The organism is Verrucosispora sp. WMMD1129 (assembly GCF_029581255.1).
Taxonomy (GTDB): Bacteria; Actinomycetota; Actinomycetes; order Mycobacteriales; family Micromonosporaceae; genus Micromonospora; species Micromonospora sediminimaris.
The window spans coordinates 4,071,083-4,096,458 of record NZ_CP120741.1 but is presented as its reverse complement, the minus strand read 5'-3'; the positions used below and the strand labels follow the sequence as shown (position 1 = coordinate 4,096,458).

Sequence of the window (25,376 nt, the reverse complement as noted above, 5' to 3'; positions counted from 1 at the left end):
GGAGGATGATGTCCACCCCAGGACCCCCCTCGCAAGGAGCCACCCGTGGGCGCACCCCCCACCCCCGCCGCCGACCGCGCCCTCACCCGGCCGCGTCGACGTCCCCTCGCCGCGCTTGCGGCACTCGTCGCGCTCGTCGCCGTCGGCGCGGGCGCGCTGCTCGACCTGCGTCCTCCGGCACCCCGGCCGGCCGACGCGCCGACGGACGAGTTCAGCGCCGGGCGCGCGTACCCACACGTGACGCAGGTCGCCGGACGGCCACACGTCGCAGGCAGCCCAGCCAACGAGGAGGTCCGCGGCTACCTGGAAGGCGCGCTGCGTGGCCTCGGGTTGGAGACGCAGGTGCAGGACACCGTCGCCGAGGAGGCCGGGCAGCTCAGCGGCGCGGCGGGCGGCGCCACCCTGGCCCGGGTCCGCAACGTGGTGGCGCGGCTGCCCGGCACCGCCCCCACCGGCACGGTGTTCCTGGTCGCGCACTACGACGCGGTGCAGACCGGGCCGGGCGGCAACGACGACGCCGCAGGGGTGGCGACGATCCTGGAGGTGGCCCGTGCGCTGACCGACGGCCCAGCGCCCCGCAACGACGTCGTCTTCGTGCTAACCGACGCCGAGGAGGCGTGCCTCTGCGGAGCCTCGACGTTCGCCTCCGAGCACCCGCTCGCCGCCGACAAGGGTGTGGTGCTCAACCTGGAGGCGAGGGGTCGAACCGGCCCGGTGATCATGTTCGAGACGTCGCCGGAGAACGCGCGTCTGGTCGAGGTCTTCGGCCGGGCCGCACCGCACCCGGTGGGCACCTCGTTCGCGGTGGAGGTGTACCGCGCGTTGCCCAACGACACCGACTTCACCGCCTTCCTCGACGAGGGGTTCCTCGGGCTGAACTCGGCGTACCTGGATGGCGGTGCGATCTACCACACGCCGTTGGACACCCCCGCCTCGATGGACCAGGCCAGCCTCCAGCACCACGGTGACAACACCCTCGGTCTCGCCCGGGAGTTCGGCCGGATCGACCTCGGCGACCTGCGCGCCAATCACGACGCCACCTACTTTCCCGTGCCCGGCGGGCTCGCCCGCTACCCCGGCTGGCTGGTGCTGCCGTTGGCGCTGCTGGCGCTGGGCGGCGTGGTCGGGCTCGGCTGGCTGGCCCGACGCCGGCACCGGGTCACCACCGGTCGGCTGGCCGCCGGCTTCGGCCTGGCCCTGGTGCCGATCGTGGTGGCCCCGCTGGGCGCCCAGTTGCTCTGGGCGGCGATCGTCGCGCTCCGGCCGGGCTACGCCGAACTACTCGACCCGTACCGGCCGACCTGGTACCGGCTGGCCGTACTGTCGCTCGCCGCCGCCGTCGTGTTCGCCTGGTACGCGCTGAGCCGACGCCGGATCGGCCCGGCCGCCCTGGCGATCGGCGGACTCGGCTGGCTGGCGCTGCTCGGCGTGCTGCTCGCCTTCCTGGCGCCCGGCGGGGCGTACCTGGCGACCCTGCCCGCCCTGGCCGGGGCGCTCGGCGGACTGGTGGCGCTGGCCACCCGCCTCGACGGCCCGGTACCGGTGATCGCGGTGACCGTCGCGGCCGCGGTCGCGGTGCTCCTGCTGCTCCCCACCGTCGTGCTGCTCTTCCCGGCGCTGGGCATGGCGATGGGCGGCGTCGCGGCGCTCTTCGCGGTGCTGCTCGGTCTCGCCGCGCTGCCCGTGATCGACCTGCTGCATCCACAGGCCGGCGGCCAGCGGGGCATGATGGCGCTGCGGGCCCGCCGACTCGGCGCCCTGCCGGCCGGGGCCGCCGCACTGGCCGCGGTGGTCCTCGCCGGGATCGGCCTCGCCGTCGACCGGTTCGACGCCACGCACCCCGCACCCACCCACCTGATGTACGCGCTGGACGCCGGCACTGGCCAGGCCCGCTGGCTCAGCCACGAGAGCGATCCGCAGCCCTGGACCGACGAGTACGTGGACGGCCCGGTCGAGGTCGACGACGAGTTCCCCGGAATCGGCGGCGACGAGTTGCTCGGCGGCCCGGCACAGCCGGCGGACCTACCCGCGCCCCGGTTGGATGTGCTGACCGACACCACCACCGCAGGCGAACGCACACTGACGCTCCGGCTCACCCCGCAGCGCCAGGTACGCCTGACCACCCTGCACGTCGACACGAACACCGCTGACGTGCGGCGGGTCGAGGTCGCCGGCCGCCCGGTTCCGGTGGAGACCCGCGACGGCCGCTGGGGATTCGGGGTGGTCTTCCACGCCCCACCGCCCGACGGGATCGAGGTCACGCTTACCGTCACGCCGAAGACGGACCGGATCGCGTTGCGCGCGATGGACGCCAGCGACGGCCTCGACACGCTGCCCGGCTTCCGCCCCCGCCCCCCGGACGTCGGCGTCGCCGGCTCGCACAGCTCCGAGATGCTCGCCGTCGCCCGCACCTACCCGCTGTAGGGCAGCTACTTCCAGCGGAAGTGGACGACGATCTTCCCTGACCAGCAGAAAGGGCCGCCGTAGCGGCCCTGACCTGCGGTTTTACCTCTCACGTTGTCTCAGTGGATCTCGTCCGATCCGACTGTCATGCGCCCCGAATGTGCCCCAACATGATCGGTCACCCTGGGTCGATGCCAGCGGCGCGACAGATCCGCCGGACCTGCTCCCTGGTGTAGCCGGTAACCCTGACGATCTCGGCCTGGCGCATCCCCTCGCGGGCCGCCTCCACGATCGCCTCGGCCAACTCCGGCCGCGCCTTGTCGAGCGCTTCCTTGGCGCGGCGGTACGCCTTCGCTGCCTGCTCCAGTCTCGTCACGCGGCGATGGTCGCACACATCGTGTTGCCAATCAACGTGGCCAACACAGTTGACGTACGCCACATCAGTAGGCCACACTCGGTGGCGTAGTACCGGCACCAACAAGTCGGCCCCCGGCGGTGTTAGCAGCACCAACCGAGGGCCTTGATCGGGAGGGATCCCCGACCCATGAGCATCATTGCATCCGCGTCCGTGCCGCCGGAGCAGCGTCTCCACGACGCCCCCACCGCCGACATCCCCGCCATCACCCGCCCCCGCCCCGCCGATGACCGTTTCCCGGTCCTGAACTCGGGTGCGCACCGGGGCGACGAGCGGACCCCGCAGCCGGCCGGCACCGGTTCGGCGTTCGACGACGGGTACGCCCACGGCTACGCCGACGCCGTCGGGCACGCGGTCGCGTCCCGGCCGGCCGGCCCGTCGGCCGCCACGATGGAGCTGGGCCGCAAGGTCGAGCTCCTGATCGGGTCGACCGACATGAAGCCGGCCGAGATCGCCGCCCAGCTGGGCGTGTCGGTCGCCGAAGCGCTCGACGCGCACATCGACCGGATCTGCTGGCAGGAAGGCGCACACCACCTCGTCGGGAAGCGGCCCGCCGCCGAGACGCTCAACGACGCCGAGCGGGCCTGCCCGACCTGGTGCCAGCGCGACCACTCCAGCGAGGAAACCGAGTTCGAGGGCTTCACCGTCGGTTCGATCCACACCCTCGACCTGGCCGAGATCACCGGCTCCGACCCGGAGAGCGCCACCGACGTGTCGGTGGCCGAGGTGGTCGTCGAGATGTCCAGCGAGGCCGGGCAGGTCATCGACCCGACCCGCGTCGTGGTGAGGTTCGCGGACCCGGCGGACCGCACCGGTACCCGGCAGATGGGCTGGAGCGGCACCGCCGATCAGGTCGAGGCCCTGGGCGTGGCGCTGATCCGGGCCGCGCAGGTGGCCCGCCAGGACGCTTCCTGATGGCGGCCGCAATCAACCGGTGGGTCGTGCGCACCGTCCTGGTGTGCACGGCCCTGGCCGGGCTCGCCGCCTACCACAACCACACCACCCAGCCGTGCGGCGACAAGGTCGGCGCGGGCGGCATGTGCGTGTCGACCACCTGGGCGGGAGGTGCCCGCTGATGGCCCGCTACTGCCCGCCGTGGTGCGTACCCACCCACCACGACCACCAGCTGAACTCGCACCGGTCCGCCCCGGTGGAGATCGTCACCCCCGCCGATCGGTTCTTCGTGCACCTGGAGGCGGGCGACGGACGCCTGCCGTACGTGCTGCTCACGCACTTCGCCGAGCCGATGGACGCCGAGGACGTGCCCACGTTCGACCCGGACAACCTGCTGCTGCTGCCGCTGCCGGTGGCCGCCGAGCTGGTTGCCGCCATCGTCTCCCTGATCGCCCGTGACCTGCCCGGAGGTGACCACTCATGACCGCCACGCAGTACGTGCTCCTGATCGTCGCCGGTGGCACCGGTACGCCGCTGGCCGTGTTCCTGGTCGCCCGCCGCCTGGTCGAGGGCCACGCCGACTCCACCGCCGCGGCGATCCGCCGCCAGCACACCCGGCAGACCCCGACCCGCACGAAGGCGGTGGCCCGCTGATGGCCGCGCAGTGGTGGTCCTGGGCGCTGACCCTCATCGGCCTCACCGGCTGGTGGCTCACCGGACGCCGCCTCTGGCACGGGTGGGCCGTCAGCCTCGCCGTACAGGCCCTCTGGCTGGCGTACGCGCTGGCCACCGGCCAGTACGGGTTCATCGTCGCCGCCTTGTCCTACGGGGCGATGGCGGCACTCAACCTCCGCCGGTGGCGCCGCGACGCGCTCGCCACCAGCCCGAGCGACAAGGACCGCTGACCATGGCTATCTCGTCCTGCTCCACCTGCGGCACCAGCGAGTTCCGCAGCCTGTCGATCGACTCCACCGGCGCGCTGGCCATCTGCGCCAAGGGCCACCACACGTTCGACCCGTCCAGCACCGACGACGGCGGTATCCAGACCGGCCGGATCAAGGTCAAGGGCCAGTCGGCCATCGGCAACGGTGCCGTGGCCATCGGCAGCACCGGCGAGCGCAAGAAGGACAAGAAGCGGTGGAACCGATGACCGCCCCGACCGTGAACGGTGTGAAGTACCCGCAGCCGGTCGACGCGCTGCTGCCCGCCGCCCGCGCCCTGGCCGAGCAGCTGGGCGAGGTGCCGTCGCGCAACCGGCTGATGAAGGAGTTCGCCATCGGCGCGCCGAAGGCGACCGAGCTGCGCGAGCGGCTCGTCGACGAGCCGCCGGCCGACCCGTGGCTGTACGCCGAACCGGTCGGCCCGGACCCGGTGCCGGCACCGCCCGTACCCGAGTCTGCGCCGCCGATCCTGGCGGACCCGCAGCCCGCCGAGGTGGCCGACACCGTCGAGCCGGACGTGCAGCCCACGACGGACGGACACCCGGGTACGCCGACCGCTGAGAAGTCGGTCAAGCCGCTGCCGGTGTGGCCGGTGTGGCTGCTCATGCTGCCCGCGTTCGTCGCCGTGTGGGCCGGCTGGGTGGAGCTGGGCAAGCTCACCGGGTTCGGCCCGGTGGACCTGCTGCCCGGGTTCACCCGCGACAACGGCGAGCCGCTGCTGACCCTGAACACGGCGATCACCCTCCCGATCGGCATGGAGGTCTACGCCGGGTACGCCCTGTTCGCCTGGCTGTCCGGGCGCACCACCCGCCGGGCGCGGACCTTCGCCATGGCGTCGGCGCTGATCGCGCTGACCCTCGGTGCCGGTGCGCAGATCACCTACCACCTGCTTGCGGCGCCGGAGACCGGCACGCCGTGGCAGATCACCACCGTTGTCGCCTGTCTGCCCGTCGCCGTGCTCGGCATGGGCGCCGCACTCGCCCACCTCGTACGAGAGGACCACTGACCGTGGCTGAGACGGACTGCACCGTGTGCCCCGAGCTGCTGACGCGGCTCGGGGCCGCAGCCGGGGGCATGCGCGCCCTGGCCGACCTCATCGACCGCGAGATCGCCGAGCCGACCCAGGCGTGGCGTGACCTGCTACCCGCCCTCGCCATGAGGGCACGCAACCTCGCCGCACAGGCCGAAGGGAGGCACTGACCATGACCACGCTGCCCATGGAATACGACGACGAACGGCACACCATCACCGCCGAGCAGCTCGGCGGGCCGGTCGACCCACCCGACCGCAAGGCCACGTTCGCCGACGTGGTCGCCCGAGACGAGCCCACCCGGCCGATCATCCCCGCCGTGCTGCGGTCGCCGGAGGGACGTCGGGCGCTGGTCGGCTGGTCGGCCCGCTACGGCCGCAACCGTGCCCTCTACCACCTGACCCGCTCCCCGAAGTACGCCGTCAAGGTGGCCGTCTACGCGCCGCGTGGTGTGTGGCGGGCCGGTGCCGCGGTGACGTGGTGGGCGGTCGGTGGTCGGGAGAACTTCCACCTTCGGCAAGAGGCCGCGAACAAGAACGACCCGCACACCTGGCAGTCGCTGAACCGCACCCGGGCCCGGGAGTCGTCCGCCCGCTGGTGGGTCGTCGGCATCGGCCTGGTGCTGCTCCTGGCGGCGTTGGTCGGCGTCGAGCTGGCCGGGATGCCGCCGGTCGGCTGGTACTGCGCGGTGGCCGGTCTGGTGCTGCTCGCCGCCCGGTACGGCCGGCCGGCGGACAAGCCGATCGTCGACCGGACCAGCACCGGGCAGAAGTTCACCAAGCTCACCGCCGAGATGGTCCGCAACGCCGTCGTCGCCCTGTCGATCGGCGTGAAAGAGCCTGGTCAGCTCACGTTCCCGCCGCCCGGCATCCACAAGGATGGGCCCGGTTGGCTGGCCCGGTTCAACCTGCCCGGCGCGATCGTGGCCACGCAGCTGCTGGAGAAGCGCGACAACCTCGCCGCCGCCCTCCGCCTGCCCGTCGACCAGGTGTGGCCGGAGGTCGGCCCCGACCACCCCGGCCAGGTAGACCTGTGGGTCGGCTACCAGCCGTCGTCCAAGATGGGGCAACCCCGCTGGGCCCTCGCGGCGGACACCGCGCGGACCAGCATCTTTGAGCCGCAGCCGTTCGCCACCGACGCCCGCCAGCGACCCCTGACCACCGTGCTGTTCGCCCGGAACTTCCTGATCGGCGGCCAGCCCGGATCCGGCAAGTCGTACGCCGCCCGCACGCTGCTCACGATCGCCATGCTCGACCCGACCGTCGAGCTGAAGGTCGCCGAGTTCAAGGGTGTCGGTGACTTCCTCGACGTCGGCCCACTGTGCTCCGACTACGTCGTCGGTGTCGACGACGAGGCGTTCGAGGCGGGAAGCGACATCATCGCCTGGGCGCTCGCCGAATGCGAACGGCGCGGCAAGCGGATCCTCGAGGCCAAGAAGCGCGGCGAGGCACCCGAGGGCAAGGTCACCCCGGAACTGGCCGCGAAACCGGGGTCGGGCCTGCATCCGGTGTTCATCCTGCTCGACGAGGTCCACGAGCTGTTCGCGGCGGTGCCCGGCTCGGCGGCGGCCTGTGAGCGGGCCATCAAGCGGGGCCGGGCGCTGGGCATCATGTTCTGCCTGGCCACGCAGATCCCCGACAAGGACAGCCTGCCGCCGAACATCACCCGCTGCATCACCACCCGCTGGTGCCTGTCGGTGCTCGGCCAGGTCGAGAACGACATGATCCTCGGCACGGGGGCGTACAAGCGCGGGTTCACCGGCACCGTCTACCGGCCCGGCGTCGATGCCGGGTGGGGCGTCATGGTCGGCGTCGACAAGCCCGGCAGCGCCCGCTCGTTCTTCCCCACCCCCGAGGTCACCGCGGGCATCGTGGCCCGCGCCGCGCAGCTGCGCGGCCAGGTCGTCATCGGCGACGGCGCCGAGCGGGTGGAAGCACGCGACATGCTCGCCGACGCCCGCGCGGTCCTCCGGCCGGGTGAGTCCGGTCTGCCGTGGGCGGTGCTCGCCGAGCGCCTGGCGGAGCAGTGGCCGGAGATGTACGCCGGGATCACCGCCGAGATGGTCCGCGAGTCCCTGTCCCGGTACGGCGTCGACAGCCAGGACGTGAAGGTATCCGGGAAGAACCTCAAGGGTGCCCGCCGCACCGCCCTGGACGCCGCGCAGCAGCGTCGGGAGATCGACGCCGGATAGGTCGCACGGCCGGTCGCGGCACGCAACCCGGTCGCACTTCCGCGACCGCCCCCGCGACCGGCCTTCACCTGCGGAAACCCCCGATAGTCGCGGGTCGCGGCACCCCCGCCAGCAGCCCGAAAACCGCCCCAGGAGGCACCTCGTGAGAGGCACCATCGTCGCGACCGGCCTGATCCTCGCCGCCCTGCTCGTCTACGCCCTGTCGTGTGCCGTCCGCCCGTTCCGGGACTGCTGGGTGTGCGACGGGAAGGCCCACCACCGCAGCAAGCGCAACCCGAAACTGTCCCGGCCGTGCCGGTGGTGCAAGGGCACCGGGAAGCGACTCAGGTTCGGCCGCCGGCTGTGGAACCGCGCCCGCCGGCTACACCGCGCCGCCAGTTGACCCGAGACGCCGTACGGCCCGCCAGGATCGCGCCTGGCGGGCCGTTACGCGTAACGGCGTTACGTGACATGTCACGGCCGTGACAATGCCCCGTTGCCCCAGCTCAACAGGCACGTAACGGCATGTCACGCGCGTGACCGCCGAGTGGCCGAAGATCGATTGCGGGGGGAGATTTCCCTGAGGCGGGGGCGGGTCAGGGGCCGGACGCTGCCCGGTCGGACCCGGCCCCCCTGGTGTCCCCGTTGCTCGCGTCTGTTCGCCGCTGCTGTCGCTGCTGGTTGGTCGATGCTTCGGTGTGCGCGCTGGGCCTACAGTCGGTCGCTGTGAGCTGTCGAGAGGGGACACGGTGAGGGTGCGTAGTGCTGCCCTGTTGGTGGGTGCGTTCGTGTTCGCCACCGCTGCCGGTGCGGCGATCGGTGTGCAGTTCGTTGACCGGGACACGGGCGGTGAGGTGAGGCTGCGCCTGGAGGACCCGCAGGGCACGCCGTCTGCCGAGCCGACGCCTACGGTGGTGACGTCGACTGCGGCCAGTCCTTCGGCCGTGGTGACACCGAAGCGTGAGGGGAAGACTGTGACGGAGCAGCGCACGCCCGAGCAGAAGCCCACCGGACGGCAGTCCACCAGCCCGCAGGCCACGACCGGTACGGGCACGGTGGACGTCATCAAGCCGGATCCGCTGCCGGAGCCGCTGCCGACGAGGTCGGGCGACTGACCGGTCATTCGGCGAGGTAGGCGGATTCCAGGCCGAGGATCGTCAGGACCCGCACCCCGATGTTGCCGCTTCCCGCGGTGCGGCGCGCCTGCACCGCCACCGTACGCAGCGCACCGTACGGGTACACGCCCGGCAGCGCGGCCGGACCGAGCGTGGCGAACGCGTACTGAGAGGCCGCCACCTCCAACACCTCGCCGACCTGCTCGCCATCCAGCGTCATCCGCACCTCGCCGGTGGTGGACCCGTCGTCGGAGCGGATCAGCAGGTGCGCGTGCAGGACTGGGTGCTGCACGGGCATGGTGCCGGCCGCCATGTCCACGAACGTCGCCGAGGCGGTGGTGGCGGTGGGCACAGTGACCTCGCCCGTCTGGATCGGGATGTACGGGCGGGCCAGGCCACGTTCGGATGCGGCGTCGTCGGACACGATGTACTGGCCTGCCCGGTCGTAGATGCCCACGAAACCCTCGTCGGCGCCCTCGCCGCCCACGAAGAACGCGACGCCGCCGCCGGCACGGCCGATCCACGTGCCACGCCACCCTTCGGCTAGTTGCCCCTGCCGGGATAGGACGTTGCCGTCGGTGTCGCGGGTGGTGATGGTGCCGCCGGTGACGGTGAGGCCGCCGCGGCCGATGGATGCCGCTTCGAGGCGGCGGCCAGCGGTCAGCATCTGCACCTGCCGCTCTAGTTCACGGACCCGGCGGGCGAGGTTGCCGGGCGAGATCGCTTGGTCGCCGATGACTCCCACAGGTGGCCTCCTAGATGCTGTTGTGCATGGCGATTTCCTGCTCGACCTGCCGCAGGCTGAATCGGTCGGTCCACGCCTGGACGTTGACGTTGATGTTGTCGGCGTGGACGCCTCGTCCGGCGCCGCCGTAGTCGCCACGGCTGGCCGATGATCCGACCACCGCCAGCCGGGCGCCGGCATTGGCTGCGGCGAGGGCTGCGGCGTTGCGGCGGGTGGCTTCGACCGTGGACACCCATTCACCGCGGGTCAGCCACGCGGGGACGGCGTCGTAGCCGTATGGGCCGTCTACCTCGCCACCTCCGGCGTACCTGCTGCCGGCCGGCCCGCCCAATGCGTTGAACTCGCGGTGCCCGCCTCTCGCGGTGCGCTGCTCGACGACCAGGCGGGTACGCACCTCCGGTGGGATGCGGTCCAGCCATTCGAGGTGGTTGCGGATCTGTCGCTGCGCCGCGTCCAGGCCGAGGGTCTTGAGCAGGGTGGCCACCTCGTCGGGGACCCGGTCGTACGCCTTCGCGTACTCGCGGATGTCCGCTTCGGTGATGCCGGCCTGCCGGGCCTGCTCCACGAACTTCTTCCGCAGCTCCTCGGTTTTCGCGGTGACGTCGTCGGCGCTGTCGGCGGTTTTGGCGTACTCGACGACCAGGTCCATGTGGGTGCGGATCAGGTTGCGGATGTTGTCCCGGTTGGTCAACGCCGACTCGGAGTTTCCGTCGAGGGCGCCGCCGTTGGCTTTCGCTTCTTCGGTCATCCGCTTCATGGCCCTGGTGGCGGCGTCTTCGGCCTCTTCGAGGGCGAACATCTGGTCGTAGAGAGCCCTCAGGGCCTTGTCCAACTCGTCGACCTCGGCGGCCAGGTCGGTGGCCGCGGCGGCGGTCAGGCCGAGTCCGGTGGCCAGCTGCCGGGTGGCGGGGTCAAGGTCGGCGACGGAGCGGGTTTGCCCGTCGGTGGCTTCGGTGACCTGCCGGTGCAGTTCGCGGGCGTTGGCGAGGTCACCGCCCATGTCTTGCAGGGAGCCGCGGACTTTCTGGGCGGCGACGTTGAGGTCGTCGGAGCGTTGCGCGTAGGCGGGTGCGATGGCCCCGTTATGCCGGTCGAGTTCGGCGTTGACGCGGGCGATGGCGTCGGCTTCGCCCATCATGGCGGCGGTCAGGTCACCGGCGGAGATGCCGAGGAGTTCGGCCTGGTCGATGACGCCGTTCTGGGCGAGTTGGTGGGCGATCCACAGCCCGGTGTCGCGGGTGACGGCCCCGGATTGGTCGTCGAGGGTGTCGGCGAGTTCGCGGGCGCGGCCTCGTGCTTCGGCGTTGGCCAGGGCGAACGCGGACAGGGCGGCGACCGCGCCGGCGATGGCGATTCCCCACGGCCCGGCGAGGAAACTGCCGACGCGGCTCATGGCGGTGTTCGCGGCCACGGCGGTGGCGGCCATCCGTCCTTGCGCCATGGACAGTTCCAGGATGGCTTGCTTGTACTGGGCGATGCGGGGCACGACGAGCAGGGCGGTGCCACCGACGAGCAGCAGCGCGGCGGCGGACAGGCCGAGGACGGCCAGGACGGCTTTGACCGGTCCGGGTAGGTCGGTGAGTACCCCGGCCAGGTCACCGATCAGGTCAGCGGCCGCGCCGACGGCCGGTAGGAACGTGTTCCCGATGTCGATCGCGAAGTCGTTCAGCTGGTTGCGGGCGATGGCGACGCGGGACTCGACGGTGGCGTACCGCCGTTCGGCCTCTTCGAGTAGGGCGGTGTTGTCTTCCCATCCGCGATTCGCCGTGTCGAGTGACCGGGTGACCAGGTCACCCGCGCCAGCGAGGCGGAGCAGGGCGTCGCGGAGCAGGATCTCGCTCATGCCGAGGTCTTGGAGGGTGGCGAAGACGTCGCCACCGGACTGCTGCATGCGGCCGAGGCCCTGGATGAAGGCGGCGGTGGCCTTCGCGGCGTCCTGCTGGAACGCCTGGGCGTACTGGTCGGCGGTCATGCCGGCCAGTTGGGCGAACGTGTCGAGACGCTCCCCGCCGGAGCGGACGGCCTGCTCGATGATGATGAACGCCCGGGAGATCGCCGAACCGCCCGCTTCGGCTTGGACACCCACGGATGAGAGGGCACCAGCGAATCCGATCACGTCGGCTTCGCTCATGCGGACGGTCTGGCCAGCACCGGCGATCCGGAGCGCCATGTCGACGATCTCTTGCTCGGTGGTGGCCGAGTTGTTGCCCAGCTCGACGATGCTCGCGCCCAGGCGGCCAACGTCGTCGGGGGCGGACTGCATGATGTTCATCAGCCGCGACAGGGCGAACGCCGCCTCTTCGCTGGTCAGGTTCGTGGCGGTGCCCAGGTCGACCATGGTGCGGGTGAACTGGACGATGTCCTGCCGGGCGATACCGAGCTGGCCAGCAGCCGCCGCCACTCCGGCGATCTCCTCGTGGGTCTGCGGCAGCGTGCGGGCCAGCTGCCGCAGTTCGCCTTCGAGTTCGGCGAGCTGCTCGGGTGACCCGTCGATGACCTTCGCCACGCCGGTCCAGGCAGATTCCCAGCTGATCGCGGCGCGGACGGCCATTGCCAGGCCGGCGCCGATGGCGGCCCCGGCCGCGAGGAACGTCGCCCCGACCTGGTCCATGGCCGCGTCAACGCGCGCCTGTTCCGCTTCCAGCTTGGCAAGTTCCCGCTCCAACGCCCGGGCCGACGACTCTGCCGACTTGAAGCCGCGCTCGAACTGTCGAGGGTCAGCGGAGAGGCGGTAGCTGAGGTCTTTCTCGGCCATGTCAGAGCATCCATCCGGGGGTCACGGCCCGCTCGTCGGCCTGCTCGCCGGGCTCGCCGAGGGTGATGTGGTGCAGCCGCCACGACCGCACCCACCCGCCGATCTGCTCGGGCCACTCGTCGGCGGTGTACGTGATCGACGCTGCCAGTTGCTTGCCGGCCTGGTGGTGTTCCCACTGCCGCCGGCCCTGCTCGGTGCGCAGGTCCAAGCGGACGCGGGCGTGCAGCGAAAGGTCGTACAGGTTGCGGCCCCACCGGGATTCGAACAGTTGCTCTACCCGGCCGATGGCTTCACGGTCGCGGCTGGTCAACCCGTCGCGGTGGTTCCAGTAGAGGGCCGCCTCGCACTGGCGGGCGTCCATGCCGGCCAGGTCGAGCCGGCATCCGTCGACGACCAGGTTCTGGGTGGCAGCGCGAATGTTGAACGCCGGACTCCAGTCCGGCTGACGCTTCCGGGTGGCGGGGCGTGCCGCGGTGCGGCGGGTCGGCTGGCCGTACCGGGGGGACGGCATCGGCGCACGCCCGGCGGCAACCGACCGCATGTAGCTGGGTGAACCCAGCAGCGGATCAAGCCGCGCGGCCACCATCTCGTTGAGAGCCCGACATCCGACGCACATCCCACAACCACCTGACTGTCGATCTGTACCGTTGGCCGGCCCGACGCGGGAGGATGCACGGCGGGCCGGCCACGGGGGACGGATGACGCCCGGTTCACCTACGTTGGTGCGCTTCCCGTCGCCTCCGAGCACGACAGTTGGCGTCACCCACGCCGGGGCCTTCCACGGGTGGCTGCCGAGTGGCTTGGTTCGCCGGCTCCGCCATCACGCAATCCCCTGGTGGCCACCAGGAGGGGTCGCGCCGTGGCCTGGTCCGGTCGTCACCGGTCAGGCGGCCGGAAGATCACACGGCACCTCGACGACCAGCCGACGCCCGACCCCCCGAACAAGGCCTTGCGCCCGCCAGCGCCGCAGTGTCCGGGTAGAGACACCGTGGTGCCGTGCGGCTTCCGCGTACGTCATCACGACCTGACGGTGCCCGGCCAGCGGCGCCTGGTCACGTTGGCGGCCAGCGGTGCGGACATTCGGGATGCTGGGGGCCATGGCGGCGGCCAACTCCAGCAGGTCACCGGGTGGGGTGATGCCGGCCCGGTGGCAGCGTTGCAGGTGCTCGCCCAGCGCACTGGCCAGGTGTGCCATGGCCCGGTCGCCGAGCGCGACGGCGTGGCCGTGGGCGTCGACGGCCACCACCCGGGGCGGCCCGTCAGCCGGCATCGGGGGCGGCCAGGGCGGCGCGCAGCCGGGCGCGCAGGGCGTCGTCCAGGCCGTGCACCTCGATGAGCTGGCAGGCCACCCACACGGTTTGCATCAGCAGATCGGGCGGGCCCTGCCGGACGATCGCCTCCACGGTGGGCCAGTCCTGGTCGGCGGCGGCGAACACGAGTTCCGCGCCGTTGGCGAGCGGTGGCGTGGTCACCGGCGTCCCCTTCCCCGGCCCCGTCCACGCCTGCCGCGTGGGCGGACCCTTCCCGCACCCCTCGGGGTGCCCGGATCTTGGCTGTGCGTGGCTCTCAGCGGGCCGGTTCCGGTGGTGATCGGCGGCCGGCAGTCCGAGCACACCCCGTACTGGTAGATGACCGGCCCGAACTGCACCATGCCCGGGTAGATGCCGTCCCCGTGCTCAACTCCGGCACAGCGGTGCCCGCACGCGTCGCAGGTGCGGTCGGCGGCACTGCCACGCGGCAACGCCACCAGGTGTACGCACAGGCCGCAGACGACCATCCGGGGTCGCCACGCCGCCGCGAGGACCGGCAGCGGGCGGCCGACGGTCGGCTGGTGCAGGCAGGTGACGGCCTGCCCTTCGGCCCATGCGGTGAACGTGTCGAGCAGCCCGAGGCGCAGCCAGCCGGGGGTCTGGTCGACGGTGGTGGGGGTGGCGTGGTCGACGCCGAGGACGTCGCGGCCGAGGCCGGTCATCAACGCGATGGCGTCGGCGGTGGCGGCGTCGACCTGGGCGACGTGCGCCGGGTTGGCGGTGGCGCGCAGGTGGTCGACCAGTTCGCCGTAGCGCGGGTGCGTCATCAACTGCTCCAGCAGCAGGGCGGCGGTCATCGGGTCGCCTCGCAGTTCTCGTAGTGGGCGGTGGAGTCGAGCGGCCACGAGCAAACCGGGCACGTCTGGTCCGTCTCGGGCGTAGAAGTGTCCAGAAGCGTCAAACCGTCAGAAGTGCTGGTCAGAGGCTTGGACGCTTCTGACGTCTGACACTTCGAAGTGTCAGACGGAATCGATCCGTCGGGCTCTGACCTGGGGTTTTGACGGTTTGACGCTTCCTGACGGGACAGGTACCGATCGAAGACGGAAGCGAAGTCCTCAGCCCGGTATCCGCGCGCCGTTCCCGTCTCGTTGCGGCGCGGCGCGACCTTGTACGGGCGCAGCCGGTCGGCGAGCTTCCGAACCGTCAGATCCCACTCGGACCACGGCGAGTCATCCAGGCCGCGCAACCGGTGCACAAGATCCTTCGACTGCATGAACGGGTTCGGTCCGAACACCTCGCGGATGTCGGCGAGCAGCCGCAGCGAGTCGGATCCGTGGTCTTCCTCGTCGTGGTCGCTGGTGAGCGCCACGGCGGAGTCACGGGCCAGTCGGGGCCAGTCGCCACCGGCGATGTCCGCGACGATCACCAGCGGTTCCCACACGTCGGCGGCCCGGTCCTCGACCGGCAGGTCCGGCACCGTCTTTTCAATCTCCTCCAGCGCGGTGCGGATCCACGCCGCTACCCGGTCACGCAGGTTTTGCAGCGGCAGCCCGTCGCGCCGGCTGCGGTACGGGGCGACCCGCTCGCCGGCCTTACGCCGCTGCATGGTGATGTTCACCGCCCGGTCGGTGATCGTGTCGGGTAGTTGCCCGATGCCGGCCAGGGCGACGAATCCGAACGTCTCCAGTTCCTCGACCGACCGTGACGCGGCGTCGTAGCGCAGCGTCGGCCGCCCGCGCTCGAATCCGGCGTTGACCAGGCCACGCAGGTCTTCGTTCTGCTCGGCGGTCTTCTTGTTGCCCCAGATCGTGTCGGCCTCGTCGATGATGAGCGTCGGTTTCCGGTCCCCGCCCATCACCCGGTACAGCACTGCTGAGGACACGTTGGCGGTGGGCAGCTGGTTGCGGCACATCGCACCGACCAGGTCGAGCAGTCGGGACTTGCCGCACCGCTTCTCCGGCGACCGGATGGCCAACCGTGGCGCGGTGTTGAGGGCGTCGACCGCGTGCGTGGCGACGATCCACAACGTGACGGCCACCTCGACGTGCGTCGAGGGCAGCGCGACGTACCGCACGACCGCCGCCCGCACCTCGTCGAGCAGCGCACTGCCGTCGTGGTCGCGGTCGAAGTCGTCGAGCTTGAAGTCGGTCACGCCGCACTCCCCGCGGTTCGTTGAGCTGACTGGACGGTGGCCAGGCACGAGGCGCGGGGTAGGCCCGCGCGGACGGCGGCGTCGACCAGGGCGTCGTAGACCCCCGGACCGGCGCCGCTCTCGGCGGCCCGGCACGCCGCCCAGAACAGGGCCTTGTTGCGGCTGCCTTCGGTGGCCCGTGAGACGTACGCGGCCAGACGTTCGGCGCGCTGCCGGGACATCTGCCCGGTCCACGTCCGGGCCGCCGGCCGGGGTGGCTCCAGCAACTCACGGATGGCCGCGAAGTCGACGGTGGCGCACGTCTCCCGGTGCTCGACCAGTTCGTACCGGCCGGCGTAGGTGCCGGTCTCGACGTAGGACGGCGGTAGCAGGACGTACCCGCCGCGAGCTTTCAACTCCAGCGCCCGGCCTTCACCGGTCGCCCCGCCTCGCTGGTCGGTGCCGGTGAACCACACGTGCAGCCCTCCGGACGGTGTCCGGATGATCGCCGCCGCCCCCCGGAGCAGGCCAGCGGATAGCACCCGGCGGAACAGGGCCATGCCGGGCAGGCCGTTCTTCGTGTCGACGTCGAGCACGTCGGGCCCAGGTGCCCCGGTGGCCACGGCGATGTTGGCGTGTGGCTGCTGCCGCCACCATGCGGTGATGCGGGCGGGGTCGGTGGTGGCGTCCTTGAATCCGTGTCGGGTTAGCGGCGCTTTGTCGCCGGCCGCGCACGGAAAGACAGGCCATCCCACCTCGGCGTACGCCAGCGCTGCGTTGAGCAGGTCTACCGGACGGTGCGGAATGTCGTCGGATTCGGTTACGCTGCTGGTGGTCGCCGCAATGACCCCTGATGCCGCCCCGGACGCCACCCCGGGGCGGTTTCGCGTCTGCGGCATCTCAGGCCGCCGCCTTGCTGCTCTTCTCGTCGAGCCACTTCTCGACGTCTTCCCACCGGTACCGGATGTGGCGGCCCACCTTCGACCAGCGAGGGCCGGTCTTGAGGTACCGCCACTGAGTGAGGGTCTTCTCCGGCACGTTCAAGTACGTGGCGACCTCGGGCGGCCCCGCCAACGAACGCTTCGACATCTCGAACATCCCCTTTGATCGTCGCCCGCATCACTTCGATAGGCGATCTCCGCACCAACATGCACGACACAGCGGGACATGTCAAGAAGACTTGCGATGACATCATTTCGATGCCAAGGTGTGCACCGTGAGCGATGACGAGAAGCCGCAGAAGAACCCACTCGGACCTACCGGGCACCGGGTCCGCGAGAACATCCAGCGCATCCGTACCGAGCGCCGGCTCACGTACCGGGAACTTTCCGACCGCCTCGCCGACCTGGGCCGATCCATTCCCACGTTGGGGCTGTCGCGCATCGAGAACGGCACGAGACGGGTCGATGCGGACGACCTGGTCGCCCTGGCCATAGCTCTGGACGTGTCGCCCCTTGCCCTGCTGATGCCGGCCCAGGACTCTCCCATCGACCTCGCGGCAGGCGTACGCATCGGATGGAAACCCGGATGGCGCTGGGCGGCCGGAGAGCATCCCCTGGTCGCCGAGCGCCGCCGCCAGGACGAGCAGGGCCGCGAGGTCGTCTCCTTCGACCGCATCGACCTGGCCGACCCCCGGGTGGTCGACTACGTCCGCGCCAATCGGCCGTTCGAGAGTGACCCGATCGACGAGGCCGGGATGTTCCTGCTGGCCAGACTCGGCACGAAACCATTCCGGGCGGAGATCCGCCACGACGGCGACGGCAGGATCAGCGGGGATGTGACCCTGCACAGTGGCCAGGACGCCGATGGCGAGCGTTGAGCGGCGCGACGACGGCCGGCCGAAACCCTGGCTGGTCCGCTGGCGCGACGAGGCCGGCAAGCAGCGCAAGAAGTCGTTCGCCCGGAAGGTCGACGCCGACCGGTTCCGGGCCGAGGTCGAGCACAAGCTGAACACCGGGCAGTACGTCGACCCGAAGGCCGGCAAGCAGACGTTCCGCGCATACGCCGAGACCTGGCGGGCCGGACAGCCACACCGGCCCAACACCGCGACCGGTACCCGGTCGCGGCTGACGAAGCACGTCTACCCGGTGCTGGGTGACCGCCCGCTGGCTGCGGTTCGTCCGAGCGAACTACAGGCGTTCGTGACCGGCCTGTCGGCCACGCTCAAGCCGGGCACGGTTCGGGTTGTCTACTCCACGGTGCGGGCGGTGTTCGGCGCCGCACTGCACGACCGGATCATCACGCAGGATCCATCCCTGCCGGCTCGTAGTGGTCGCAAGGGTGTACGTCTGCCGGAGCGGCCACGCGTTCAGGTGACGCCGCTGACCGTCGAGCAGGTCGATGCGATCCTGACGACCATTGCGCCGGCGTACCGCCTCACCGCGTTGGTCGCCGCGGCGGCCGGGCTGCGGCAGGGCGAGGCGTTCGGGTTGCAGGCTGGTGATGTCGACCTGGCGGCGCGCACAGTGAAGGTTGACCGACAGGTGCAGCTGGTCGACAACCGGCCGGAGGTGGTCCCGTTGAAGAACGCGCCGTCCTACCGGACGGTGCCCGTCGGCCAGGTGCTCACCGACGCGTTGAAGGCGCACATGGCCGACCTGGGCGACGGGTTCCTGTTCCTCGATCGCGGCGGCCTGCTGCACCGGTCGCGGTTCAACGAGTCGGTGTGGCGGCCAGCGGTGAAGGCGGCCGGTCTGCCGGGGGTCGGGTTTCACGACCTGCGCCACTTCTACGCGTCGGCGTTGATCCGGGCCGGTCTGTCGGTCAAGGTCGTGTCAGCGCGTCTCGGGCACGGCAACGCCGCCGAGACGCTGAACACGTACAGTCACCTCTGGCCGGACGACGAGGACCGGACGAGGCAGGCGACGGATGATGTCCTCCGGGCTCATGTGCCCCACATGCGCCCCGCCGACGGGAAGTGATCTACGGTGCCGCAGCTCACCGCCGGTTTCACGTCCGGCGCTCTTATTTCCAGCGGAAGTGGACGAAGAGGCGGCCGAAGTTCTTGGAGTCCTTCTCGACCCGGTGGTAGAGCTGCTTGACGTCCTTCTGGTCGAGGAAGCGCAGCACCCGCTTCTTGAGCTGACCGGAGCCCTTGCCCGGGATGATCTCGACGAGGGTGGCCTTCTTGGCCACCGCCTCGTCCATGATCCCGCGCAGTGCCCGGTCGATGTCGTGGCCCTTGTTGAAGATGTCGTGCAGGTCCAGCTTCAGCTTCATGCCACGTCCACCGTCCGGTCGGCTGTCATGCGGCTCATGGTAGGCACGCCGGGCGCCGGCCAGGCCATCGTGGGCACGCCGGCTGCCGGGCCCCCCGGACGTCGAGAGGGCAGCCCACAGTGGGCTGCCCTCTCGACGCGTGTCCGGGATCAGCGACCGCCGACCCGGGTCTCGACCCGGCGCAGGGCGGTCGTGTAATCGTCGTTGGACGAGTGCATGGCCGCCGCGATGCGCAGGTGACGCAGCGCGTCGGTGTAGCGGTTGAGCCGCTCCAGCGTCCGGCCCAGCACGTGGTGGGCGTAGTGGTCGCTGGGGTTGCGGTCGACCAGTTCCCGCAGCTGCTCCTCGGCCCGGTTGAGCTGTGCCGACTGGAAGTAGGCCCGGGCCAGCAACTGGCGCACGGAGGCGTTGTCCGGCTCCGCCTCGATGATCGGTTCGAGCAGCCGGGCCGCGCTGCTGGGGTCGCCCGCCTCGAAGAACAGGGTCGCCCGTCGGTACTCGGCCAGAAGATCCATGCCGCCACCCCCTCCGTGTCGCACCACTGCTCCGACGCTGGCACAACACCGGCTGTACCGCGACTGTTCCCGGTGGCTTTTCCTGCCCGCCTCACACGGTGGCGAGGTCCCAGGCGCGGACGCCGCCGACAATGCCGGCGCTGTTCGGGACCACCACCACGTCGTCACCCATCCGGGTGAGCTGCTCGGGGCGGATCCGCCGCGAGTTCCCGCCGCCCAGGTAGAGCCGGTCCCAGCGGAACACCGGACGCAGCCCCTCCACCACCTGCCGGATCCGTCGGGACCAGAAGGCGTCGCCCAGCCGGCGGCGCTCAGGCTCACCGACGTACGTGTCGTAGGTGGTGCCCCAGCGCACCGGGGCATGGGACAGTTCGAGGTGCGGGGCGAGCACCCCACCGTCGAAGAGGGCGCTGCCCAGCCCGGTGCCGAGGGTCAGCACGAGTTCGCAGCCGGTGCCGGCGACCACCCCGGCACCGTGCACCTCGGCGTCGTTGAGCACCAGCGCCGGCAGGCCGAACGCGGCCGAGAGCGCGCTGCGGGCGTCGAACCCGGACCACTCGGCGAGCAGCGCCGGGTCGACCCGGCTACGTGGGCCCGAACGGGTCACGTAATGCGGGGTGGCCACCACGACGCCGTGCCGGATCATGCCGGGCATCCCGACCGTCACCCGACCGGCCGCCGGCAACCGACCGCCGAGTTCCACGAGCGTGCGGACGAACAGGTCCGGCGGCAGCGGGTACGGCGTCGGCACCCGCATCGGCTGGGCCCGCATCGTGCCCGCGCCGTCGAGGACGGAGGCTTTGATTCCGCCGCCCCCGCAGTCGATCGCCAGAGTGGTCAACACGCACGTGAGTCTGCCTCGTCGCAGGGTCCGCCGCGCGGCGACGGGTAGGCTCGGCTGTTTGTGAGCGCCACGCTGATCGCCCGGGACCTCGCCGCCGGGCACGGGGAACGCACCCTCTTCGCCGGCCTGGACCTCGTGGTAGCGCCCGGCGACGTGGTCGGCCTGGTCGGGGCCAACGGGGCCGGCAAGTCGACGCTGCTGCGTACGCTCGCCGGTCTGTTGCCGGTCGAGGCCGGCAGCGTCGCGGTGAGCCCGCCCGGCGCGAGCATCGGGCACCTGCCCCAGGAGCCGGAGCGCCGCCCCGGGGAGACGGTCCGGGCGTTCCTGGCCCGCCGCACCGGCGTGACCGGGGCGCAAGCTGCGCTCGACGCGGCGACGGAGGCGCTGACCGCCGGCACCCCGGGCGCGGACGACGCGTACGCCGCCGCGCTGGAGAGCTGGCTCGGGCTCGGCGGCGCCGACCTGGACGAGCGGGCCGAGGAGGTGGCGGCCGAGCTGGGCCTCGCCGTCGATCTCGACCAGGAGATGACCAGTCTCTCCGGCGGCCAGGCCGCCCGGGCCGGCCTGGCGTCGCTGCTGCTCAGCCGGTACGACATATTTCTGCTCGACGAGCCCACGAACGATCTCGACCTGGCCGGGCTGGACCGGCTGGAGACCTTCGTGACCGGGCTGCGCGCCGGCACGGTCCTGGTCAGTCACGACCGGGAGTTCCTGGCCCGCACGGTGACCTCGGTGCTGGAGTTGGACCTGCACCAGCAGCAGGTGAACCACTTCGGCGGCGGTTACGCGGCGTACCTGGAGGAGCGGGAGGTGGCCCGCCGCCAGGCGCGCGCCGACTACGAGGAGTACGCCGACACGCGGGCCGGACTCCAGGCACGGGCGCGTACCCAGCGGGCCTGGATGGAGAAGGGGGTCCGCAACGCCCGGCGTAAGGCCACCGACAACGACAAGATCGGCCGCAAGTTCCGGTCCGAGGCGTCCGAGAAGCAGGCGGCGAAGGCCCGGCAGACCGAGCGGCTGATCGAACGTCTGGAGGTGGTGGAGGAGCCACGCAAGGAGTGGGAGCTGCGGATGGAGATCGCCGCCGCGCCGCGCGCCGGCGCCGTCGTGGCCACGCTCCGCGACGCCGTGGTACGCCGGGGCGATTTCACCCTCGGCCCGGTGAACCTCCAGATCGACTGGGCGGACCGGGTGGCGGTGACCGGGGCGAACGGTTCCGGCAAGTCGACCCTGCTGGCCGCCCTGCTCGGCCGGTTGCCGCTGGACGCCGGCCAGGCCGCGCTGGGGCCGGGCGTGGTGGTCGGCGAGGTGGACCAGGCCCGGGGACTGTTCCTGGGTGACGTACCGCTGCTTGACGCGTTCCGGGCCGCGGTGCCGGACGTGTCTCCGGCCGACGCGCGTACGCTGCTGGCCAAGTTCGGCCTGCGCGCGCAGCACGTGCTGCGACCGGCCGCGACGCTCTCTCCGGGCGAACGGACCCGGGCCGCGTTGGCCCTGTTGCAGGGGCGGGGCGTCAATCTGCTGGTGCTGGACGAGCCGACGAATCACCTCGATCTGCCGGCGATCGAGCAACTGGAGTCCGCGCTTGCCAGCTTCCCGGGCACGCTGCTGCTGGTGACCCATGACCGGCGGATGCTGGAGGCGGTACGCCTCGACCGGCGGTTGCGGGTGGACGCCGGGCGGATCACCGAGTTTTGATCCGGCGGAATCCGGACGGTGGGGCGACAATGACCCCATGCTCAGGTGGGAGTACGCCCTACTGGTGCGCCGCCGCCAGGCCGCCACCAACGACCTCGGCTTCGAGGTCATCTTCTCCTGGTACGGCCCCGACGGTTCGATGATCGACGTCACGCCGTACGGCGACACCGCGCTGGCTCATCTCAACCGGGCCGGCGACCAGGGCTGGGAGTTGGTCGCGATGAGCGAGGACCCGTCCCTGCCCGGGAACAACGAGTTGCACCGCTATCACCTGAAGCGGCCCCGGACGGCGGCCGCACCGCGGCAGCGGATGCGTACCGGACGTCCTCGACGGCCCATCGCGCGTTGACCTGGCGCAGATTTCAGGGACAACCGGCGCATACCGGGCAACTATCCGGGTAACGGGCCGGCCGGAGGTGGCCGGTATGGTCGCGTTGGCACACACCCCGTCCTCCGCCGAGCGGCTGCGGGCGATGGACGGGTTCCTCACCGAGGCGTGGCTGGACCAGGTCCGCCACGACGAGCGATTGCGCCCGCTCGGTGTCGAGGTCCGTTTCGACCGGGGCGTCGCCCACCTGACCGGCGAGGTCGACGAGCCGGCACAGCTGCGACTGGTACGCGAGCAGGTCGGCCGGCTGGCCGGCGTCTTCGGCGTCTGGTGCCGGGTACGGGTCGGCGGACGCGACCCGGTGGTGGTCGACCTGGGCTGTGGCGCCACCAAGCAGTGGCCCGGCAATCTCGGCCTGGACATCTTCCCCGCCCCCGGAGTGGACGCGGTCGCCGATCTCTCCGGCTCCCTGCCACTGGCCGACGACTCGGTCGACGTGCTGTTTGCGGTACACATCCTGGAGCACCTGATCGACTTTCTGCCGCTGCTGGACGAGTGTCACCGGGTGCTCCGTCCCGGGGGTGTGCTGCACGTGATGAGCCCCTGGTGGGGTCATGTGAACGCGGTTGCCGACCCGACCCACGTGCGGCTGCTGGACGTGCAGACGGTCAAGGGCATCTGCGTCATGCGCCCCCCGGGCACGCCGCGCTGGTACCCCCTGCACGCCGGCAGCGACGGTGCGTCCATCTTCGCCGACCTCACTCCGCTGGGACCGGAGGACGACGGCCCTACCGCCACCCACCTGGCCCGCTTCTTCGACTAGGCAGGTCCGCTCGACGAATGTCCTGGACACCGGCGGTGTCCAGGACATTCGTCTGTTTCGGCACAGGTCACCAATATTTCTCGCGGGTAACACCGGCAGGCCGCGTCATCGATCGACACTGATCTAACCCCGGTGACTCGCCGGTAACAACTGGCCCCACCGCACACCCCCGCGGAGGTACGACCATGCCCAGACGTCTCGCCACCATCCTCACCTCCGGCGTACTCGCGCTGCTCACCGCCTTCGCCGTGGCCTCCCCCGCCACGGCGGCCGTCACTCCACAGCAGAAGTTGTCGGTCCTGTCCAGCTGGACCCAGACCAGCGCCAGCAGCTACAACGCCTGGTACTCCGCCCGCCAGAACCGCGCGCCCTGGGCCGAGTACAACTTCGACTGGTCCACCGACTACTGCTCGTCCAGCCCGGACAACCCGCTCGGATTCAAGTTCAGCCTCTCCTGCGCCCGCCACGACTTCGGCTACCGCAACTACAAGGCGGTCGGCCATTTCAGTGCCACCAAGCCGCGCCTCGACAGCGCCTTCTACGCGGATCTGAAGCGGTCCTGCGCCACCTACAACTCCGTCGTCCGGCCGGCCTGCCTGAGCCTGGCGTGGACCTACTACCAGGCCGTCGCCATCTTCGGCTCGGTAGCCGCCGTCCAGCAGTCCGACATCGACCGGGCCGCCCGGATGAAGGCAGACGCCGAGCGCCGCGCTCGCGCCTGACGAAGGGACTGTAAGACGAACGGTGTAACTCCTGATCAAGGAGCAGCACCTGATGTCTGATGGATCGATGGCCGCCGTGGATACTGCCGCGGTGGCGAAGAACGGGCCGGGACAACCGGCGGAGGGTCTCGACGGGGAACTCGTCGCCCAGATCGTGGAGCAGGCCCGTGCGGCGGGTCTGCAGCTGACCGGCGACGGCGGTCTGTTGCAGCAGCTCACGAAGCGAGTCCTGGAATCAGCGCTTGAGGGCGAAATCACCGATCACTTGGGCTATGACAAGGGCGAGCCGGCGGGCAGGAACGGCGGGAACTCCCGCAACGGTGTGCGGGCCAAGACGGTGCTCACCGATGTCGGCCCGGTCGAGATTGACGTGCCGCGCGACCGGGATGGGTCGTTCGCGCCGCAGATCGTCCGCAAGCGGCAGCGTCGGTTGTCCGGTGTGGACGACATGGTCATCTCGCTGTCCGCCAAGGGCCTGACCACCGGGGAGATCCAGGCCCACCTCGCCGAGGTCTACGGTGCCGACGTGTCACGGCAGACGATCTCGACGATCACTGACAAGGTTGTCGAGGGCATGACCGAGTGGCAGAACCGGCCTTTGGACCCGGTCTACCCGGTGATCTTCCTGGACGCGGTGCACGTGAAGATCCGTGACGGGAAGGTCGCCAACCGGCCCATCTACCTGGCCCTGGCCGTCACCGTTGACGGCACCCGGGACATCCTCGGGCTGTGGGCCGGTGACGGCGGTGAGGGCGCCAAGTTCTGGCTGCAGGTCCTCACCGAGCTGAAGAACCGCGGTGTCGCGGACGCGTGCATGGTGGTCTGTGACGGACTCAAAGGGCTGCCCGACGCGATCGGCGAGGTGTGGCCCGAAGCGGTGGTGCAGACCTGCGTGATCCATCTGCTGCGTGCCTCGTTCCGGTATGCCGGCCGGCAGCACTGGGACGCCATCGCCAAAGCCCTGCGGCCGGTCTACACCGCGCCCACCGAGCCGGCTGCCAGGGCCCGGTTCGCCGAGTTCACCGAGGCGTGGGGCGGCAAGTATCCGGCGATCGTGCGGCTGTGGGAGCAGGCGTGGGCGGAGTTCGTGCCGTTCCTGGCCTTCGACGCCGAGATCCGCACCGTCGTCTGCTCCACCAACGCCATCGAGAGCGTCAACGCCCGCATCCGCCGCGCCGTCCGCGCCCGCGGCCACTTCCCCAACGAGGCCGCCGCGCTGAAATGCGTCTACCTGGCCGTGATGAGCCTCGACCCCACCGGGCAGGGCCGCCGGCGCTGGACCATCCGCTGGAAGCCAGCCCTCAACGCCTTCGACATCGCCTTCGAAGGACGCCTGTCCGCAGGCCGCAAGTAGCCGTCAACAACCCGAGTTACACCG

Annotated in this window: 31 protein-coding genes and 1 pseudogene; 19 read left to right on the top strand and 13 right to left on the bottom strand. The window is 71.0% G+C overall.

Features of this window, described 5'->3' with window-relative positions:
• Positions 1–45 precede the first annotated feature (45 nt).
• Positions 46–2,424 (top strand): M28 family peptidase, encoded by a 2,379-nt coding sequence (locus O7624_RS19075; RefSeq protein ID WP_282236771.1) that lies wholly within the window; start codon positions 46–48, stop codon positions 2,422–2,424.
• Between the two features lie 157 nt (positions 2,425–2,581).
• Here O7624_RS19075 and O7624_RS19070 read toward each other — a convergent pair whose 3' ends face one another.
• Positions 2,582–2,779 (bottom strand): hypothetical protein, encoded by a 198-nt coding sequence (locus O7624_RS19070; RefSeq protein ID WP_282236770.1) that lies wholly within the window; start codon positions 2,777–2,779, stop codon positions 2,582–2,584.
• Positions 2,780–2,947: 168 nt separating this feature from the next.
• Here O7624_RS19070 and O7624_RS19065 point away from each other — a divergent pair, with 168 nt between their 5' ends.
• The 11 genes from O7624_RS19065 to O7624_RS19015 all read left to right on the top strand — a co-directional run bounded on the left by O7624_RS19065 (position 2,948) and on the right by O7624_RS19015 (position 8,968).
• The gene (locus O7624_RS19065; RefSeq protein ID WP_282236769.1) at positions 2,948–3,733 is read left to right on the top strand and encodes a hypothetical protein; all 786 of its coding nucleotides are present in this window, start codon (positions 2,948–2,950) and stop codon (positions 3,731–3,733) included.
• Positions 3,733–3,894, top strand: coding sequence for a hypothetical protein (locus O7624_RS19060; RefSeq protein ID WP_282236768.1), 162 nt, complete (start codon positions 3,733–3,735; stop codon positions 3,892–3,894). Before O7624_RS19065 ends, O7624_RS19060 begins: the two co-directional genes overlap by 1 nt.
• Positions 3,894–4,196 carry a hypothetical protein gene (locus O7624_RS19055; RefSeq protein WP_282236767.1) on the top strand — a complete coding sequence of 101 codons (303 nt, stop codon included), beginning with the start codon at positions 3,894–3,896 and terminating at the stop codon, positions 4,194–4,196. Before O7624_RS19060 ends, O7624_RS19055 begins: the two co-directional genes overlap by 1 nt.
• On the top strand, positions 4,193–4,366 hold the full coding sequence (locus tag O7624_RS19050; RefSeq protein ID WP_282236766.1) for a hypothetical protein: 174 nt from the start codon (positions 4,193–4,195) through the stop codon (positions 4,364–4,366). The genes O7624_RS19055 and O7624_RS19050 overlap by 4 nt, the downstream gene beginning before the upstream one ends.
• Positions 4,366–4,617, top strand: coding sequence for a hypothetical protein (locus O7624_RS19045; RefSeq protein WP_282236765.1), 252 nt, complete (start codon positions 4,366–4,368; stop codon positions 4,615–4,617). Before O7624_RS19050 ends, O7624_RS19045 begins: the two co-directional genes overlap by 1 nt.
• 2 nt (positions 4,618–4,619) lie before the next feature.
• Entirely contained in the window at positions 4,620–4,862 is a 243-nt protein-coding gene (locus tag O7624_RS19040) for a hypothetical protein (protein WP_282236764.1), read from the top strand.
• On the top strand, positions 4,859–5,659 hold the full coding sequence (locus tag O7624_RS19035) for an ABC transporter permease (protein ID WP_282236763.1): 801 nt from the start codon (positions 4,859–4,861) through the stop codon (positions 5,657–5,659). Before O7624_RS19040 ends, O7624_RS19035 begins: the two co-directional genes overlap by 4 nt.
• A gap of 2 nt (positions 5,660–5,661) precedes the next feature.
• The gene (locus O7624_RS19030; protein ID WP_282236762.1) at positions 5,662–5,853 is read left to right on the top strand and encodes a hypothetical protein; all 192 of its coding nucleotides are present in this window, start codon (positions 5,662–5,664) and stop codon (positions 5,851–5,853) included.
• 2 nt (positions 5,854–5,855) lie between these two features.
• Complete coding sequence (locus O7624_RS19025; RefSeq protein ID WP_282236761.1) at positions 5,856–7,874, top strand: cell division protein FtsK; 2,019 nt, start codon at positions 5,856–5,858, stop codon at positions 7,872–7,874.
• Positions 7,875–8,016: 142 nt separating this feature from the next.
• On the top strand, positions 8,017–8,256 hold the full coding sequence (locus tag O7624_RS19020) for a hypothetical protein (protein ID WP_282236760.1): 240 nt from the start codon (positions 8,017–8,019) through the stop codon (positions 8,254–8,256).
• 346 nt (positions 8,257–8,602) lie between these two features.
• Positions 8,603–8,968: a hypothetical protein gene (locus O7624_RS19015; protein WP_282236759.1), complete on the top strand. Its 366-nt coding sequence runs from the start codon at positions 8,603–8,605 to the stop codon at positions 8,966–8,968.
• 4 nt (positions 8,969–8,972) lie between these two features.
• Here O7624_RS19015 and O7624_RS19010 read toward each other — a convergent pair whose 3' ends face one another.
• The 9 genes from O7624_RS19010 to O7624_RS18970 form a co-directional block, all read right to left on the bottom strand.
• Positions 8,973–9,713 carry a hypothetical protein gene (locus tag O7624_RS19010; RefSeq protein ID WP_282236758.1) on the bottom strand — a complete coding sequence of 247 codons (741 nt, stop codon included), beginning with the start codon at positions 9,711–9,713 and terminating at the stop codon, positions 8,973–8,975.
• 10 nt (positions 9,714–9,723) lie between these two features.
• Complete coding sequence (locus O7624_RS19005) at positions 9,724–12,468, bottom strand: phage tail tape measure protein (RefSeq protein ID WP_282236757.1); 2,745 nt, start codon at positions 12,466–12,468, stop codon at positions 9,724–9,726.
• A gap of 1 nt (position 12,469) precedes the next feature.
• Positions 12,470–12,979, bottom strand: coding sequence for a hypothetical protein (locus O7624_RS19000; RefSeq protein ID WP_282236756.1), 510 nt, complete (start codon positions 12,977–12,979; stop codon positions 12,470–12,472).
• 372 nt (positions 12,980–13,351) lie between these two features.
• Positions 13,352–13,738 (bottom strand): hypothetical protein, encoded by a 387-nt coding sequence (locus O7624_RS18995; protein WP_282236755.1) that lies wholly within the window; start codon positions 13,736–13,738, stop codon positions 13,352–13,354.
• The gene (locus O7624_RS18990) at positions 13,728–13,940 is read right to left on the bottom strand and encodes a hypothetical protein (protein WP_282236754.1); all 213 of its coding nucleotides are present in this window, start codon (positions 13,938–13,940) and stop codon (positions 13,728–13,730) included. The genes O7624_RS18995 and O7624_RS18990 overlap by 11 nt, the downstream gene beginning before the upstream one ends.
• Entirely contained in the window at positions 13,937–14,575 is a 639-nt protein-coding gene (locus tag O7624_RS18985; protein ID WP_282236753.1) for a hypothetical protein, read from the bottom strand. The genes O7624_RS18990 and O7624_RS18985 overlap by 4 nt, the downstream gene beginning before the upstream one ends.
• Positions 14,572–15,870: a DUF3631 domain-containing protein gene (locus O7624_RS18980; protein ID WP_282236752.1), complete on the bottom strand. Its 1,299-nt coding sequence runs from the start codon at positions 15,868–15,870 to the stop codon at positions 14,572–14,574. Before O7624_RS18980 ends, O7624_RS18985 begins: the two co-directional genes overlap by 4 nt.
• Positions 15,867–16,748, bottom strand: coding sequence for a bifunctional DNA primase/polymerase (locus tag O7624_RS18975; RefSeq protein WP_282236751.1), 882 nt, complete (start codon positions 16,746–16,748; stop codon positions 15,867–15,869). The genes O7624_RS18980 and O7624_RS18975 overlap by 4 nt, the downstream gene beginning before the upstream one ends.
• Position 16,749: 1 nt before the next feature.
• A complete protein-coding gene (locus O7624_RS18970) occupies positions 16,750–16,938 on the bottom strand; it encodes a helix-turn-helix domain-containing protein (RefSeq protein ID WP_282236750.1) in 189 nt (62 codons plus the stop codon).
• A 127-nt stretch (positions 16,939–17,065) separates the two neighbouring features.
• Here O7624_RS18970 and O7624_RS18965 point away from each other — a divergent pair, with 127 nt between their 5' ends.
• Both O7624_RS18965 and O7624_RS18960 read left to right on the top strand, forming a co-directional pair.
• On the top strand, positions 17,066–17,668 hold the full coding sequence (locus O7624_RS18965; protein ID WP_282236749.1) for a helix-turn-helix transcriptional regulator: 603 nt from the start codon (positions 17,066–17,068) through the stop codon (positions 17,666–17,668).
• On the top strand, positions 17,655–18,770 hold the full coding sequence (locus tag O7624_RS18960; RefSeq protein ID WP_282236748.1) for a site-specific integrase: 1,116 nt from the start codon (positions 17,655–17,657) through the stop codon (positions 18,768–18,770). The genes O7624_RS18965 and O7624_RS18960 overlap by 14 nt, the downstream gene beginning before the upstream one ends.
• 43 nt (positions 18,771–18,813) lie before the next feature.
• Here the strand turns inward: O7624_RS18960 and O7624_RS18955 are convergent, their stop codons facing one another.
• The 3 genes from O7624_RS18955 to O7624_RS18945 all read right to left on the bottom strand — a co-directional run bounded on the left by O7624_RS18955 (position 18,814) and on the right by O7624_RS18945 (position 20,427).
• Positions 18,814–19,068, bottom strand: a complete 255-nt coding sequence (locus tag O7624_RS18955; RefSeq protein WP_013736060.1) for a Smr/MutS family protein — start codon at positions 19,066–19,068, stop codon at positions 18,814–18,816.
• Positions 19,069–19,217: 149 nt separating this feature from the next.
• Positions 19,218–19,583 carry a tetratricopeptide repeat protein gene (locus tag O7624_RS18950; RefSeq protein WP_093403502.1) on the bottom strand — a complete coding sequence of 122 codons (366 nt, stop codon included), beginning with the start codon at positions 19,581–19,583 and terminating at the stop codon, positions 19,218–19,220.
• Between the two features lie 91 nt (positions 19,584–19,674).
• A complete protein-coding gene (locus O7624_RS18945; protein WP_093403500.1) occupies positions 19,675–20,427 on the bottom strand; it encodes an ROK family protein in 753 nt (250 codons plus the stop codon).
• A gap of 60 nt (positions 20,428–20,487) precedes the next feature.
• Here O7624_RS18945 and O7624_RS18940 point away from each other — a divergent pair, with 60 nt between their 5' ends.
• The 5 genes and pseudogenes from O7624_RS18940 to O7624_RS18920 all read left to right on the top strand — a co-directional run bounded on the left by O7624_RS18940 (position 20,488) and on the right by O7624_RS18920 (position 25,352).
• Positions 20,488–22,125, top strand: coding sequence for an ABC-F family ATP-binding cassette domain-containing protein (locus O7624_RS18940; RefSeq protein ID WP_282236747.1), 1,638 nt, complete (start codon positions 20,488–20,490; stop codon positions 22,123–22,125).
• A gap of 37 nt (positions 22,126–22,162) precedes the next feature.
• Positions 22,163–22,414, top strand: a pseudogene (locus O7624_RS18935) (hypothetical protein); the annotation flags it as partial.
• A 136-nt stretch (positions 22,415–22,550) separates the two neighbouring features.
• Positions 22,551–23,276, top strand: a complete 726-nt coding sequence (locus O7624_RS18930) for a methyltransferase domain-containing protein (RefSeq protein WP_093403496.1) — start codon at positions 22,551–22,553, stop codon at positions 23,274–23,276.
• A gap of 185 nt (positions 23,277–23,461) precedes the next feature.
• Positions 23,462–23,998: a phospholipase gene (locus O7624_RS18925; RefSeq protein WP_282236746.1), complete on the top strand. Its 537-nt coding sequence runs from the start codon at positions 23,462–23,464 to the stop codon at positions 23,996–23,998.
• A 52-nt stretch (positions 23,999–24,050) separates the two neighbouring features.
• The gene (locus O7624_RS18920; RefSeq protein ID WP_282236516.1) at positions 24,051–25,352 is read left to right on the top strand and encodes an IS256 family transposase; all 1,302 of its coding nucleotides are present in this window, start codon (positions 24,051–24,053) and stop codon (positions 25,350–25,352) included.
• Positions 25,353–25,376 lie beyond the last annotated feature (24 nt).

Excerpts from the sequence above, each read along its gene's own strand:
- O7624_RS19055 (WP_282236767.1), top strand. The coding sequence starts at position 3,894 with ATGGCCCGCTACTGCCCGCCGTGGTGCGTACCCACCCACCACGACCAC.
- O7624_RS18920 (WP_282236516.1), top strand. The coding sequence starts at position 24,051 with ATGTCTGATGGATCGATGGCCGCCGTGGATACTGCCGCGGTGGCGAAG.
- O7624_RS18975 (WP_282236751.1), bottom strand. The coding sequence starts at position 16,748 with ATGCCGCAGACGCGAAACCGCCCCGGGGTGGCGTCCGGGGCGGCATCA.
- O7624_RS19050 (WP_282236766.1), top strand. The coding sequence starts at position 4,193 with ATGACCGCCACGCAGTACGTGCTCCTGATCGTCGCCGGTGGCACCGGT.
- O7624_RS18925 (WP_282236746.1), top strand. The coding sequence starts at position 23,462 with ATGCCCAGACGTCTCGCCACCATCCTCACCTCCGGCGTACTCGCGCTG.
- O7624_RS18985 (WP_282236753.1), bottom strand. The coding sequence starts at position 14,575 with ATGACCGCCGCCCTGCTGCTGGAGCAGTTGATGACGCACCCGCGCTAC.
- O7624_RS19035 (WP_282236763.1), top strand. The coding sequence starts at position 4,859 with ATGACCGCCCCGACCGTGAACGGTGTGAAGTACCCGCAGCCGGTCGAC.
- O7624_RS18955 (WP_013736060.1), bottom strand. The coding sequence starts at position 19,068 with ATGAAGCTGAAGCTGGACCTGCACGACATCTTCAACAAGGGCCACGAC.
- O7624_RS18960 (WP_282236748.1), top strand. The coding sequence starts at position 17,655 with ATGGCGAGCGTTGAGCGGCGCGACGACGGCCGGCCGAAACCCTGGCTG.
- O7624_RS19040 (WP_282236764.1), top strand. The coding sequence starts at position 4,620 with ATGGCTATCTCGTCCTGCTCCACCTGCGGCACCAGCGAGTTCCGCAGC.
- O7624_RS18930 (WP_093403496.1), top strand. The coding sequence starts at position 22,551 with ATGGTCGCGTTGGCACACACCCCGTCCTCCGCCGAGCGGCTGCGGGCG.
- O7624_RS19000 (WP_282236756.1), bottom strand. The coding sequence starts at position 12,979 with ATGCCGTCCCCCCGGTACGGCCAGCCGACCCGCCGCACCGCGGCACGC.
- O7624_RS19060 (WP_282236768.1), top strand. The coding sequence starts at position 3,733 with ATGGCGGCCGCAATCAACCGGTGGGTCGTGCGCACCGTCCTGGTGTGC.
- O7624_RS19005 (WP_282236757.1), bottom strand. The coding sequence starts at position 12,468 with ATGGCCGAGAAAGACCTCAGCTACCGCCTCTCCGCTGACCCTCGACAG.
- O7624_RS19045 (WP_282236765.1), top strand. The coding sequence starts at position 4,366 with ATGGCCGCGCAGTGGTGGTCCTGGGCGCTGACCCTCATCGGCCTCACC.
- O7624_RS19025 (WP_282236761.1), top strand. The coding sequence starts at position 5,856 with ATGACCACGCTGCCCATGGAATACGACGACGAACGGCACACCATCACC.
- O7624_RS18970 (WP_282236750.1), bottom strand. The coding sequence starts at position 16,938 with ATGTCGAAGCGTTCGTTGGCGGGGCCGCCCGAGGTCGCCACGTACTTG.
- O7624_RS18995 (WP_282236755.1), bottom strand. The coding sequence starts at position 13,738 with ATGCCGGCTGACGGGCCGCCCCGGGTGGTGGCCGTCGACGCCCACGGC.
- O7624_RS18950 (WP_093403502.1), bottom strand. The coding sequence starts at position 19,583 with ATGGATCTTCTGGCCGAGTACCGACGGGCGACCCTGTTCTTCGAGGCG.
- O7624_RS19065 (WP_282236769.1), top strand. The coding sequence starts at position 2,948 with ATGAGCATCATTGCATCCGCGTCCGTGCCGCCGGAGCAGCGTCTCCAC.